This window comes from Sphingopyxis sp. 22461, from assembly GCF_052044915.1.
Classification (GTDB): Bacteria; Pseudomonadota; Alphaproteobacteria; order Sphingomonadales; family Sphingomonadaceae; genus Sphingopyxis.
In genome coordinates, this window is record NZ_JBQENY010000003.1 from 423,780 (window position 1) to 437,146 (window position 13,367).

The following is a 13,367-nucleotide window of genomic DNA, read 5'->3' on the forward strand; positions in this document are numbered from 1 at the left end:
CTTGGCGGGCCCCGCCGCCTAAGGCGCGCGGCAGCTTTTTCCACGCATCACAGGATTTTTCATGGCCTCCACCGCCCGTTTCGACGTTGTCGCCATCGGCAACGCCATTGTCGACGTCATCGCCCGCGCCGACGATGCGCTGATCACCGCCGAAGGTCTGACCAAGGGGTCGATGCGGCTGATCGACGCCGAAGAGGCCGAACGGCTTTATGCCGCGATGGGACCCGCGATCGAAATGTCGGGCGGTTCGGCGGCCAATACATTGGCGGGAATGGCCGCGCTCGGCCAGCGTTGCAGCTTTATCGGCCAGGTCGCCGACGATCAGCTCGGCCATGTTTTCACGCACGACCTGCGCGCGCTTGGCGTCGCTTATGAAACCCCGCCGCTCAGCGAAGGCGCGCCGACCGCGCGCTGCCTGATCCTCGTCACCCCCGACGGCCAGCGCACGATGAACACCTTCCTCGGCGCGAGCCACCTGCTCGATCAGGCAATGATCGACGAAGCGTGGATCGCCGATTCGGAGATTCTCTATCTCGAAGGCTATTTGTGGGATCCCGAGCTATCGCGCGCCGCGATGCGGCGCGCGATCGACGTGTCGCGCGCGGCGGGACGCAAGGTCGCCTTCACGCTGTCGGATGCGTTCATCATCGACCGCCACGGCGCCGATTTCCGCAAGCTGATCGCCGAGGGGCTGTTCGACATCCTGTTCGCGAACGAGGTCGAGATTTGCGCGCTCGCCGAAACCGACGATTTCGAAGCAGCCGTCGCCGCCGTTGCGGCGCAGGTGCCGCTGCTTGTGGTCACGCGCGGCTCGCACGGCGCGATCGCGCTGACCGGCGGGACGCGCACCGAAGTCGGCGCCGAGCCGATCGACACGGTCGTCGACACCACCGGCGCGGGCGACCTGTTCGCCGCGGGTTTCCTGTCGGGACAGGCGCAGGGCCGTCCGATTGCCGATTGCCTGACGATGGGCGCCGTGTGCGCGCGCGAAATCATCGCGCAGGTTGGTCCGCGCGCGCAGACCGACCTCAAGGCGAAGATCGCCGAACGGCTGGGATAGGAACCTTCGTCGGCCATGGAGCGTCCTATGCGCCAGACAGCATGGGAGAGATTCTTATGGCCGACGAAATTCACGAGACGCGCGATCCCGACGGGACGACGCACACGACCACGGTGATCGACCGCGAACCGCGCCGTCGCGGCGGGTTTGGGATGGGGCTGGTTTTCCTCGTCGCGATCCTGGTCGCGGCCTTTTTCGCCTTCCAGTTCCTCGCCAACGACAAGGCGCAGAGCGGCGCGGTCAGCGAAGCGGCGCAAAAGGTCGGCGATGCCGCCGAGAATGTCGGCGACGCGGCGCAGAAAGCGGTCGATTAAGGATCAGCCCGCGGGCGCCGCGGCGGGTTCGGGGTGCTTCCTGAACAGTTCGCGGTCCGCCGGGCCGAAGCCGCGCGTCCAGATCAGCCAGCCATAGACGCCGAGAATGAAGGGCACGCCGATCAGGAGCTCGGCCCATTCGGGAAGCTGCGTCGCGCCATAGCCGAGGATGGTTGCGCCCGCGGTCGCCCAGACGAGCGCCCAGCGCAGGCTGTTCACCGGCGCGCCGAGAATGCGTGCGAGCAGGCGCGCCTTCACCAGCGACGCAAATCCGAGTGCGAGCATCAGCGCGAGCGCGACGGCGCCGGCGTAATAGATCGGCGGCAGGCCCATCGATTTCGCGATCAGGATCAGCGCGACGCTGAGCCCTGCCTGCAGCGCGAGCGTCGCGATGCTGATGAGCAAATTGCGGTGGCGCGCGACATAGACGAGCGCTGCCTCGCTGACGACCGCGGTTGCGGCGACCACCTCGGCGGCCAGCAGGAAGGCGAGCGCGGCGGTGCCGCTGACGAATTCGGGGCCGACGAGCCCCATCACCGCTTCGCCCGGAATGCCGAGCGCGAGCGCGACGCCTGCCTGGGCGGCGATGATCCAGAAACCGACCTGACTCACTTGCGCCGCCACGGCGGCAAGCCGCTTTTCGGCGAGGTTGCGCGTGATGACGGGGCCGAGGATCGGCTCGAAGCTGGTTTTCAGCTTCTGCGGCAGCGAGGCGACCTGCTGTGCCATATAATAGATGCCGTAGATCGTCGGCGAGGTGAACTGGCCGAGAATGAAGAGGTCGAGGCGCCGCGTGCCCCATTCGATCGCGTCGGCGGCGGCGAGCGGTGCGTTGCGCCGCGCAACTGCGATCAGGTGCGCGGGATGCGGTTGCCATCCCCGCGGTCCGCCATAGTGACGCAGCATGGGGACTAGCGCGGTGAGGAAGGCGCCGAGCATTGCGGCGGCATAGGAGAGCATCAGCCCGTCGCGCTTCGACACGAAGAAGAATCCGGCGGCGGCGATGCTGATCACCCACGGCTCGACCACCGCGCGCGCGCGAACGGTGGCGCCGACGTCGAATTTATACGCGCAGGCGGCGAGCGCGATATCGGTGCCCGCGATCGCGAAGACCAGCAGCGCCATCCAGCGATCGGCGCTGTCGATGCCGCCCGACGGAAACATCAGTTGCGGCAGCAGCACCAGCAGCAATGACCCGGCCGCCGACGCGACAAAGGCGACGAACATGCCGTCCCATACGACGGTGCGCTGGTCGGCGCCGGGGGCGCTGAGCTGTTCGGCGAGGCCACGCTTGAGCCCGAGCGTCGCGAGCTGCGCGACGAGCTCGATGACGAGCACGGCGAAAGCGAAACGCCCGACCGCCTCGGGCCCGTACCAGCGGCCCGCGACATAGAGGAAGGGCAGGCGCGCGACGAGGCGCAGGATGAAGCCAAAGAAATTGGTGCGTCCGCCCTTGGCGAGCGCGGCCGTGTCGGCATCGCCCGGGGGCGTGCCGGGAGGTGAAGAGGGCGCGGCTGCGCTGTCCGTCTGGCTCAAGCCTTCCGCCCCTTCTGCTTTGCCCTGACCGTCAGTCTAGCGTGGCCGGGGAGTGCAGGCAATTGTGCGAAGATATTCATCGCCCTTCGGGTCGCAGCGGGCGGCTGAGCAAGGCCTGAATGGCGTCGGTGACGCGCGTTTCGCCGGCAACCAGCCGCGCCACGGTGTCGGTGATCGGCATGTCGATCCCGTCGGCGCGCGCTGCGGCTGCGACCACGGGCGCGCTGAACGCCCCTTCGGCGACGGTGCGGCGGTCGGCCATCAGTATCTCGGCTGCCTCACCGCGCCCGAGCCCCTGGCCGAGCGCGAAGTTGCGCGAGTTCGATGAAGTGCAGGTGAGGACGAGGTCGCCGAGGCCCGCGAGGCCCGCCAGCGTTTCGGCCTGCGCGCCGCGCGCGAGCCCGAAGCGTGTCATTTCGGCAAAGCCGCGGCTGATGAGTGCGGCGCGCGCGTTGAGTCCGAGCCCGGCGCCGTCGACGATACCGCACGCGATCGCGAGGATATTCTTGACCGCGCCGCCGATCTCGGCGCCGATGACGTCGGTCGACACATAGGGGCGGAAATGCGGGCGTGCGAGCGCCTGCGCTATCCCGGCCGCGAGATCGGCGTCGGCGGCAGCGAGGGTGATCGCGGTCGGCAGACCCGCGGCGACTTCGTGCGCGAAGGTCGGGCCGGAGAGCACGGCATGCGGCCGCGACGGCGCGAGATCGCGCGCCATGTCGATCGGAAAGGCGAAGCTGCCCGCCTCCATGCCCTTGCTGCAAAAGATCAGCGGCGCGTCGCCCGGCGGAAGTTCGGCGAGCACCGCCCGCAGAAAAGGCACGGGGACGACGACGAGCAGCGCGTCGAGATCGGCCATATCGGCAAGCGCGCCGGTCGCGGTCAGCGAGGGCGAGAGCGCGGCGCCGGGAAGGAAAACCGGATTGCGATGCTCGGCGTTGATTGCCGCGACGATATCCTCTTCGCGCGCCCAGAGGCGAACGGGCGCGCCATCGGCGGCGAGAAGCTGCGCGAGCGCGGTGCCCCACGCGCCGCCGCCGATCACGCCGAATCTGGCATATGACGTCATGCTTTCACCTGTCATGCTTTTACTCCGGCGCCGCGCACGGCTTCGGCTTCGGGGTCGAGCGGCCAGCGCGGGCGCGCGGCGGTATCGAGCGGATCGGTGAGGCCGACCGCGAAACGCTCGGCGCCCGCCCAGGCGATCATCGCGCCATTGTCGGTGCAGAGCCAGAGCGGCGGCGCGACGAAAACCTTGTCGAATCGCGCCGCGAGATCGGTCAGCGCGCCGCGAATCGCGCCATTGGCGGCGACCCCGCCCGCGACGACGAAAGCGGTCGCATCGGGGCAGGCGGCGAGCGCGATGCGGCTGCGGTCGACGAGGCAGTCGACGACCGCCTGTTGGAACGAGGCGGCGAGGTCGGGAATGCTGTGCGCACCCGATGCGGCGGCCCGCGCGACGGCGCTCTTGAGCCCCGCAAAGGAGAAATGCGGTTCGGCGCTGCCGACGAGCGGGCGCGGCAGCGGGACGGCATGCGGATTGCCTTCCTTCGCGATGCGCTCGACCGCGGGGCCGCCGGGATAGCCGAGGCCGAGCAGCTTCGCGGTCTTATCGAAGGCTTCGCCCGCGGCATCGTCGATCGTCGTCGCGAGGCGGCGGTAGTCGCCGACGCCCTTCACCAGCAGCAGCTGGCAATGGCCGCCCGAGACGAGCAGGAGCAGATAGGGAAAGGCGAGGCCGGGTTCGACGAGGCGCGGGCTGAGCGCATGGCCTTCGAGATGATTGACCGCGATCAGCGGCTTGTTCGCCGCGTGGGCGAGCGCCTTGCCGGTGACGAGCCCGACCATCACCCCGCCGATCAGCCCCGGCCCGGCGGTCGCGGCGATCGCATCGACTTGGCCAAGCGACACGCCGGCGTCGGCGAGCACGCCCTCGACGATCGGCGCCAGCCGGTCGACATGCGCGCGCGCCGCGATCTCGGGAACGACGCCGCCATAGGGGCTGTGTTCGGCCTCTTGCCCCGCGACGCGGTGCGCCAAAATGCGCCGATCGCTGTCGACGAGCGCTGCCGCGGTTTCGTCGCAGCTCGATTCAAGGCCGAGGATCAGGGTCATATTATTGCGCGTTCCTTTACCCGCCCCTTTATCGGCAGGGCAAGCCGCGGCGGAGCCTTTAAAAAGGCTCCTGATGATGTCGGAGCATTTCCAGTCGAAAAACCGGTTCCCACTTTTTCTGGAAATGCTCTAGCAGCGGAGACGATGAATGTACTTCCGACCCCCGAAAACCCGCTGCGTATCGGCACCCGGGCCTCGCCGCTCGCGATGGCTCAGGCCCATATGGCGGCTGCGGCGCTGATTGCCAGCCATGGCATCGATATGGCGGCGCTCGAAATCGTGCCGATGACCGCGACGGGCGACAAGATCCAGGACCGCGCGCTCGCCGAGGTGGGCGGCAAGGCGTTGTGGACGCGTGAGCTCGATGCGGCGCTCGATGCCGGGACGATCGATATCGCGGTCCATTCGCTGAAGGATGTCGAGACGATCCGCGACGCGCGCTTTTTCCTCGGCGCGATGCTCGAACGCGCCGACCCGCGCGACCGGCTGGTGGTGCGCGAGGGAATAAAGGCGGCGACGATCGCCGACCTGCCGCAGGGCGCGCGGCTCGGGACGAGCAGCCCGCGCCGCGCCGCGCAGGTGAAGCGAATCCGTCCCGACCTCGAACCAGTGCTGCTGCGCGGCAATGTCGCGACGCGGCTCGCGAAGATTGCGGCGGGCGATGCCGATGCGACCTTGCTCGCGGCGGCGGGGCTTGAGCGGCTGGGGATGCACGACGTCGGTTTGGTACAGGAAGCGAGCCTGCTGCTCCCCGCGGCGTCGCAGGGCGCGATCGGGATCGAATGCCGCGACGACGACGCGGCGACGCGCGCGCTGCTGTCGGCGATCGATCATGCGCCGACGCATCTTGCCGTTGCGGCCGAGCGCGCGTTTTTGGCGGCGCTTGGCGGCGACTGCCGCTCGCCCGTCGCCGCCCATGCGCATTGGCGCGATGACGGCACGCTGCGGCTCGATGCCGAGATTTTCTCCGACGATGGGGCCGAACATGCCGCTGGGCACATTCTTGTTGCCGATTCCGATGCGCCCGCGGCGCTGGCGCATCGCCTGCTCGGCGAGGCGCCTGAGAGCGTGCGGAGCCTGTTCGCGGCATGACCGATGGCCCGCCGCTGATCGTCACGCGACCCGAGCCGGGTAATGCAGCGACGGTCGAGCGGGCCAAAAAACTGGGGTTCGACGCCCGCGCGATGCCGCTTTTTGCCGCGCGCGCGATCGATTGGCGACCGCCGGCTCCCGGCGATTTCGACGCGCTGCTGCTGACCAGCGCCTTTGCCGCCAGACTGGCGGGGCGGGGACTGGCCGAGCTGGTGTCGCTGCCCGTCTATGCCGTCGGCGCAGCGACCGCGCGCGCGGCCGAGGCGGCGGGTCTGACGGTGGCGATGACCGGATCATCGGGCGCACAGCGGCTTCTTGACGATATGACGTCAGAAAATATCCACAATATTCTTTGGCTTTGCGGCTCCGACCGGTCGGAATTCGACGCACGGGGGGCGATGATTACGGCGCTGCCCTGCTATGCCGTCGATCCCGTCCCGGTGCCGGCGGAATGGGACGCGCTGATCGCCGCCCCCGCGATCCTGCTCGCGCATTCGGCGCGCGCCGCCCAGCGAATTTCGCAGCTCGTCGGCGGTGCGCGCGCGCACCTGTCGCTTGTCGCGATCAGCCCTGCGGCTGCGGCTGCGGCGGGCGACGGCTGGCGCGATCTGGCCATCGCGGGACAGCCCGACGATGTCGCAATATTGGCACAAGCGCGTGCTTTGTGGCACAAGGGTGCAAAATAGGGTCGTTCGAAAGAGAAACATGGCAATCGACAGCATCGACACGTCCTCGTCGGCGGACGAGGCAGTACCCGAAAGGGGACTATCGTTTCGCGCTCTCGCCATCGGTGCCTTCCTGCTGCTTCTGATCGGTATCGCCGGCGGCGGATGGGCTGTGAATCGCTGGCTGACGGGCAACAACTTACCACCCACCGCGAAAATGGTCGCGGCGCCCGCGGGGGCGGCCAATCCGCTTGCCGCAAAAAGCGGGGCTAACGCGCCGCCGCTGATGGTCGCGCCGATCGACGGCGCCAACGCGCTCGCGGCGCGCGTCGCCGAACTCGAACAGCGCCTGTCGCGGATCACGCTCGAGGCCGAATCGGCGTCGGGCAACGCATCGCGCGCCGAGGGGCTGCTCGTCGCCTTTGCCGTGCGCCGCGCGCTCGATCGCGGGCTGTCATTGGGCTATCTCGACGCGCAGCTGCGGCTGCGCTTCGGCGACGACCAGCCCAACGCCGTCAAGACGATCATCGATACGTCGCGCGATCCGGTGACGCTCGAACAGCTGCGCGCCGAACTCGATGCGATGGGGCCGCAGCTTGTCGGGCGCGGCGGCGACGGAAGCGGCAGCCTGTGGACCGGGCTGCGCCGCGAACTCGGCGAATTGTTCGTGGTGCGTGCCGCCGGAACGCAGTCGCCGCGCGCCTCCGAACGGCTCGACCGCGCCCGGCGCTATCTCGCGGCCGGGCAAGCCGACCTAGCGATCGCCGAGGTCGAGGCGATGCCCGGGTCGGAGGTCGCGGGGGAGTGGGTGATCGATGCGCGGCGCTATCATGAGGCACGGCGTGCGCTTGACCTGATCGAGACGGCGGCGATATTGGAGCCGCGCGACAGCCCCGCTGCCGCGATCGCCCGCAACGCGGCCGATCCGACCCCATAGCGCGCAATCCGGTAGGGCTGCCCGCCGTTTAGAGAGAAAGCCCGTTCCATGGCCCTCGCCGATCCGCAGCGCATCGAAGCGCTCGACCCGCTCGATCCTCTCCAGCTCGACGCCGAGCTCAGCGAAGAGGAGCGGATGGTTCGCGATACGGCGCGGTCCTATGCGACCGATGCGCTGTTGCCGCGCGTCACCTCGGCGTTTCTCGACGAGCGCTTCGACCGCGAGATCATGTCCGAAATGGGCGCGCTCGGCCTGCTCGGCGCGACGATCGACCCCGAATATGGCGGCGCGGGGCTCAACTATGTCAGCTACGGGCTGATCGCACGCGAAGTCGAGCGCGTCGATTCGGGCTATCGCTCGGCCTGTTCGGTGCAAAGCTCGCTCGTGATCCATCCGATCAACGCCTATGGCAGCGAGGAACAGAAGCGGAAGTTCCTGCCCGGGTTGACCTCGGGCGAACTCGTCGGCTGTTTCGGCTTGACCGAGCCCGATGCGGGCAGCGACCCGGGCGGGATGCGCACGCGCGCCGAGAAGATCGAGGGCGGCTACCGCCTCAAGGGCGCGAAGATGTGGATCACCAACTCGCCGATCGCCGACGTCTTCGTCGTGTGGGCGAAGTCGGAGGCGCATGACGGCGCGATTCGCGGCTTCGTGCTTGAAAAAGGGATGAAGGGGCTTTCGGCACCGAAGATCGAGGGCAAGGTGTCCTTGCGCGCGTCGGTCACCGGCGAGATCGTCATGGATTCGGTCGAGGTCGGCGAAGATGCGCTGTTGCCGCATGTGTCGGGGCTGAAGGGCCCGTTCGGCTGCCTCAACCGCGCGCGTTACGGCATCGGCTGGGGCGCGATGGGCGCCGCCGAATTCTGCTACGAAGCGGCGCGCAATTATACCGGCGAGCGCAAGCAGTTCGGGCGGCCGCTCGCGGCGAACCAGATCGTCCAGCTGAAACTGGCCAACATGCTCACCGAGATCGCGCTGGGACTCCAGACCGCATTGCGCGTCGGCCGGCTGATCGACGAAGGCCGCCTGATTCCCGACGCGATCAGCCTGCTCAAGCGCAACAATTGCGGCAAGGCGCTCGATATCGCCCGCGTCGCGCGCGATATGCACGGCGGAAACGGCATCTCGGCCGATTATCATGTGATCCGCCATGCGGTGAACCTCGAGACGGTGAACACCTATGAGGGCACGCACGACGTCCATGCGCTGATTCTTGGCCGCGCGATCACCGGCATTTCGGCCTTTGCCTAAGCCATTAGAGGGCATCCGCGTCGTCGAACTGGCGCGGGTGCTCGCGGGGCCGTGGTGCGGGCAATTGCTCGCCGATCTGGGTGCCGAGGTGGTCAAGGTCGAGCGGCCGGGCGCCGGCGACGATACGCGCAGCTGGGGCCCGCCGTTCATTGTGGATGAGAGCGGCGAGAATCTCGGCGCCGCTTATTATCACAGCACCAACCGCGGCAAGACAGGCGTGGCGATCGACATTGCGACCATTGAGGGGCAGGCCGCGGTACGCGCGCTGATCGCCGACGCCGATGTCGTCATCGAAAATTACAAGGTCGGCGGGCTCGCCAAATATGGCCTCGATCCGGCGCGCTTGTGTGCCGACTTTCCGCGCCTGATCGTCTGTTCGATCACTGGCTTTGGGCAGACCGGGCCTTATGCGCACCGTGCCGGCTATGATTTCATCATCCAGGCGATGGGCGGCGCGATGTCGCTGACCGGCGAACCCGACGGCGCGCCGCAAAAGGCGGGAATCGCCTATGCCGACATCTTTACCGGCATGTATTCGACGGTCGCAATTCTCGCGGCGCTGCGGCGGCGTGACGCCACAGGCGATGCCCAGGGTGGGGGTGCGCATATCGACATGGCGCTGCTCGATTGCCAGGTCGGGGTGCTCGCCAATCAGGCGGCCAATTATCTCGCGAGTGGCGTTTCCCCGCGGCGGATGGGCAATGGGCACGCCAATGTCGTGCCCTATCAGGCGTTCGCGACCGCCGACGGGCAGCTGGTGATTGCGGTCGGCAACGACGGCCAGTTTCGTAAATTATGTGTGATCTTGGGCGAGCCCGGCTGGGCCGACGATAAGCGTTTCGTGACCAATGCGGCGCGGCTTGCGAACCGCGCCGAATTGATCCCGCTGCTGGCGGCGAAGATCGCCACATGGGACGCGCTACCGCTGTCGCTGGCGCTCGAGGCCGAAGGGGTGCCGGCGGGGCCGATCAACGATATCGCGAGCGTTTTTGCTGATCCGCAGGTTCAGGCGCGCGGGATGCGTTTCCGCCCCGACGGCGCCAGCGTCGACGGGCTCGCCAGCCCGATCGTCATCGACGGCGAGCGCATGGTTGCGCGCACCGGGGCGCCTCCGCTCAGCCCATAGAAAAAGGGGCGCCGCAACGGACGCCCCTTTCTCCCCCTTATCCGATGATCAGAATTTGACGGTGCCGGTCACGAAGACCTGGCGCGGATTGCCGTAGAAGGCGGTCAGCGTGCCTTCGCGGCCGAGCGCCGACGTCGGCAAGCCGTTCGCGCCCGGAATGATCGCGCCGGTGACCGGGTTGACGTTCACGAACGTATAGCCCGAGGTCTTATATTCCTTGTTCGTCAGATTCTTGCCGAACACGCCGAGGCTCCAGCGGTCGTCGGGCGCGGTGTAGACGAGGCTGGCATCCCACAAAGCGAACCCTTTCTGGTCGATATAGGGGTTCGGGATTTCGAACTGATAGGTTTTGCTGCGGTACGACAAGGTCGTGCCGAAGCTCAAATCGCCGTCGCCGATCGGGGTCGAGTAAGCGAGGGTGCCGCTCGCGGTCCATTTCGGGGTGTTCTGCACCTCGCGGAAATCCGAAACATCGGTCGGCGTGTTGACCCCGCCGACGAGGATGTTCGAGATATATTCCTTATAATCGGCCTGGATAAAGCCGAGCGCGGTCGACAGCGTCAGCCGGTCGCCTGCGGTCGCCAGATCCTCGCCAAGCCGCGCGCGGCCCTCGAATTCGACACCCTTGAAGGTCGCCTTACCGGCGTTCGAGACGACGCCGCAGAAGCTCGGCAGGCCGCTGACGGTGCAGGCGACCGATCCCGGGATCTGGACGTCGGTGTAATCGGCATAGAAGGCGGCGAGCGCGACATTGACCGCGCCGTCCATCAGGCTGCCCTTGTAGCCGACCTCGTAGCTTTCGACCTTTTCGGGGCGGAAGCTCAGGAAGGAAGCGATTTCCGCGTCGGTCGGCCGGCCCGGGATGGCGCCCGGCGCGTTGACGCCGACGCCGCGCGGATCGAACCCGCCGCCCTTGAAACCCTGCGAATAGCTCGCGTAGAAATTATGATCGGGGGTTGGCTTGAACGAGAGCGACGCGCGCGGGGTGAATTTCTTGAAGTCGCGCTTGCCGTTGAAATTGGTGCCCGGCGCGCCGAACGCGACGCCCGCGCCGCCGAACACCGGCGAACCGCCGCCAAGATAATTCTGCCGCAGGATCGACGCTTCGCGTTCGTCCCACGTGTAACGGCCGCCGACCGACAGGCTGAGCTTGTCGTTGAAATCATAGGTGAAGTCGCCGAACACCGCGAAGGTCTGGGTGTCGACATCGGCCTCGGTAAAGGCGGTGAGGCCCGCGAGGTTGTTGAAGATGCGGACGTCGAACAACGTGTCGGCGGTCGCATCGAGATAATAAAAGCCGAGCAGACCCTTCAGCTTGTCGCCTTCGTAGAGCAGCTGGAATTCCTGGCTGATCTGCTCGTTGAAATAGAAGCCGGGAACGTCGATGTCGACGCCGGGAAGCGCGTCGAAGTCGATCGGGGTCGCCGACGTGTCCTTGCGCCAGGCGCTGATCGACCGGATCGTGACCGTGTCGCTGAGTTCGGCAGTGACATTCATCGCCAGACCATATGCCTCGATCTCCTGTTTCGGATCGTTGAGACCGCCGCGGCTATCGAACACATCATCAAGCACGGGGGCGTTGGTCAGCAGCGACGGGATCAGGCGATGGCCGCCGCGCGGATCGCTCTTGTCTTTGCTGTAATCGCCCGAAATGCGGATCAGCACCGGCGCGCCATAACCGCCGAGCTCGACCGTGCCGCGGCCTGCCCAGACGTCCTTGTTGTAATTTTCGCGGCCGGTGGTGAGATTGTCGCCGAAACCGCCGCGCGACAGGCGCGCGACCGAGCCGCCGACGCGCAAGAGGTCGCCGATCGGTGCGCTTGCGGTCACGACGAGGTCTGCCTGGTCGTAGGTGCCGAGCGTGCCCTTGATCTTGAGCGAGAATTCCTCCGGCAGCTGCTTGGTCACATATTTGACCGCGCCGCCGATCGTGTTGCGGCCATAGAGCGTGCCTTGCGGCCCGCGCAGGATTTCGATGCGTTCGACGTCATAGATATCGAGCACCGCGGCTTGCGGGCGGTTGAGGTAGACGTCGTCGAGATAGATGCCGACGCCCTGTTCGAAACCCGACACCGGATCCTGCTGGCCGACGCCGCGGATGAATGCGCTGAGCGTCGAATTGGTGCCGCGCGAAACTTCGAGCGTGGTGTTCGGGGTCGTCTGGGCAACGTCGGTGATGTCGAGCGCCCCGGCCTTTGCCAGTGCCTCGCCCGAAAAAGCGGTGATCGCGACAGGAACGTCGATCAGGCGTTCGTCGCGGCGGCGTGCCGTCACGATAATCTCGTTATCGCCGGCGTCGGTCGCGCCCGCTTCCTGCGCGAAAGCCGCGGGAGCAAAGACGATCATGGAAAGCGCGCTGGTGGCAAGGATGGCACGACGCAGCGGGCGGGCGAAAGGACGCATATGACTCTCCCATGTGGCGGGTGACCCCTCGCCACCCTGTTTGCTTTTCTTGGGCTGGTGCTTGCCAAGCCGCGCCGCATCCAATAGTGAAACATGAACCAAGTTTCAACTTGGAATATGACTCTGTCGCTTTTTGCTTGCTAGTGGTGCGGAAATGCCACGATGCAGGGGAGCCGGACGGAGGGGAGACGGAAAGGCAGTCATGGATCAGCCGCAGAGCGAAACGGGACGGGCCGAAACGGGGCAGGCCGAAACCGAACGGGGCGCGGGCGACGCGCGCGACAAGACGCCGCGCACCGAGCGCGGGCGGCGGACGCTGCGCAAGCTGCTCGACGCGGCGGCGATCGAATTCGGCGAACGCGGGTTCCACGAAGCGTCGATCAGCGCGATCACGCGCCGCGCCGGAACCGCGCTCGGCAGTTTCTACACCTATTTCGATTCGAAAGAGGAAATCTTCCAGGCGCTCGTCCGCTATATGAGCGAACGGCTACGCGACCATGTCACGCCGATCGTCCAGGCGGCGCCCGACGAGATCAGCGCCGAGCGCATCGGGCTCGAATCCTACCTCGGCTTCGTGCGCGCGAACAAGGAGATCTACCGCATCATCGACGAGGCCGAGTTCGTCGATTATGCGAGTTATCGCCGCCACTATGAAACGACCGTCGCGCGCGTCCGCCAGCGGCTTGAGGGCGGTGCGGCGCGCGGTGAAATCCGCGATGACGTCAGCGAGATCCACGCGTGGGCGATCGGCGGGATGAACGTGTTTCTGGGCATGCGCTACGGATTGTGGGACACCGAGAGCGACATTTCGGAGATCGCGCGGATCGCCAACGACCTGCTCGCGAACGGGCTGAAGAAGCAGGATTGA

The 13,367-nt window shown here is 66.9% G+C and carries 12 protein-coding genes; 8 read left to right on the forward strand and 4 right to left on the reverse strand.

The window, feature by feature from the left end; translation table 11 throughout:
- Positions 1 to 61: 61 nt before the first annotated feature.
- Positions 62 to 1,060 (forward strand): adenosine kinase, encoded by a 999-nt coding sequence (locus ACTJI5_RS07010; protein WP_058539299.1) that lies wholly within the window; start codon positions 62 to 64, stop codon positions 1,058 to 1,060.
- Between the two features lie 56 nt (positions 1,061 to 1,116).
- The gene (locus tag ACTJI5_RS07015) at positions 1,117 to 1,374 is read left to right on the forward strand and encodes a hypothetical protein (RefSeq protein ID WP_440859799.1); all 258 of its coding nucleotides are present in this window, start codon (positions 1,117 to 1,119) and stop codon (positions 1,372 to 1,374) included.
- A gap of 3 nt (positions 1,375 to 1,377) precedes the next feature.
- On the opposite strand, the gene ACTJI5_RS07020 is transcribed toward ACTJI5_RS07015, so the two are convergent.
- From ACTJI5_RS07020 to tsaD, 3 genes are all read right to left on the reverse strand, one after another.
- Positions 1,378 to 2,910, reverse strand: a complete 1,533-nt coding sequence (locus tag ACTJI5_RS07020) for a lipopolysaccharide biosynthesis protein (RefSeq protein WP_310249904.1) — start codon at positions 2,908 to 2,910, stop codon at positions 1,378 to 1,380.
- A gap of 76 nt (positions 2,911 to 2,986) precedes the next feature.
- Positions 2,987 to 3,979, reverse strand: a complete 993-nt coding sequence (locus ACTJI5_RS07025; RefSeq protein WP_440859800.1) for an NAD(P)H-dependent glycerol-3-phosphate dehydrogenase — start codon at positions 3,977 to 3,979, stop codon at positions 2,987 to 2,989.
- Positions 3,980 to 3,990: 11 nt separating this feature from the next.
- The gene (gene tsaD, locus ACTJI5_RS07030; protein ID WP_440859801.1) at positions 3,991 to 5,025 is read right to left on the reverse strand and encodes a tRNA (adenosine(37)-N6)-threonylcarbamoyltransferase complex transferase subunit TsaD; all 1,035 of its coding nucleotides are present in this window, start codon (positions 5,023 to 5,025) and stop codon (positions 3,991 to 3,993) included.
- Between the two features lie 144 nt (positions 5,026 to 5,169).
- Here tsaD and hemC point away from each other — a divergent pair, with 144 nt between their 5' ends.
- From hemC to ACTJI5_RS07055, 5 genes are read left to right on the forward strand one after another with little or no spacing between them, the layout of a single operon-like run.
- Positions 5,170 to 6,117, forward strand: a complete 948-nt coding sequence (gene hemC / locus ACTJI5_RS07035) for a hydroxymethylbilane synthase (protein WP_440859802.1) — start codon at positions 5,170 to 5,172, stop codon at positions 6,115 to 6,117.
- On the forward strand, positions 6,114 to 6,803 hold the full coding sequence (locus ACTJI5_RS07040; RefSeq protein WP_440859803.1) for a uroporphyrinogen-III synthase: 690 nt from the start codon (positions 6,114 to 6,116) through the stop codon (positions 6,801 to 6,803). Before hemC ends, ACTJI5_RS07040 begins: the two co-directional genes overlap by 4 nt.
- 19 nt (positions 6,804 to 6,822) lie before the next feature.
- Entirely contained in the window at positions 6,823 to 7,719 is an 897-nt protein-coding gene (locus ACTJI5_RS07045; RefSeq protein ID WP_058539306.1) for a hypothetical protein, read from the forward strand.
- A 48-nt stretch (positions 7,720 to 7,767) separates the two neighbouring features.
- The gene (locus ACTJI5_RS07050) at positions 7,768 to 8,970 is read left to right on the forward strand and encodes an acyl-CoA dehydrogenase (protein WP_058539307.1); all 1,203 of its coding nucleotides are present in this window, start codon (positions 7,768 to 7,770) and stop codon (positions 8,968 to 8,970) included.
- A complete protein-coding gene (locus ACTJI5_RS07055) occupies positions 8,963 to 10,096 on the forward strand; it encodes a CaiB/BaiF CoA transferase family protein (RefSeq protein ID WP_440859804.1) in 1,134 nt (377 codons plus the stop codon). The genes ACTJI5_RS07050 and ACTJI5_RS07055 overlap by 8 nt, the downstream gene beginning before the upstream one ends.
- Positions 10,097 to 10,144: 48 nt before the next feature.
- On the opposite strand, the gene ACTJI5_RS07060 is transcribed toward ACTJI5_RS07055, so the two are convergent.
- Complete coding sequence (locus tag ACTJI5_RS07060; RefSeq protein WP_440859838.1) at positions 10,145 to 12,442, reverse strand: TonB-dependent receptor; 2,298 nt, start codon at positions 12,440 to 12,442, stop codon at positions 10,145 to 10,147.
- A gap of 259 nt (positions 12,443 to 12,701) precedes the next feature.
- On the opposite strand from ACTJI5_RS07060, the gene ACTJI5_RS07065 reads away from it, so the two are divergent.
- Positions 12,702 to 13,367: a TetR/AcrR family transcriptional regulator gene (locus ACTJI5_RS07065; RefSeq protein WP_137891631.1), complete on the forward strand. Its 666-nt coding sequence runs from the start codon at positions 12,702 to 12,704 to the stop codon at positions 13,365 to 13,367.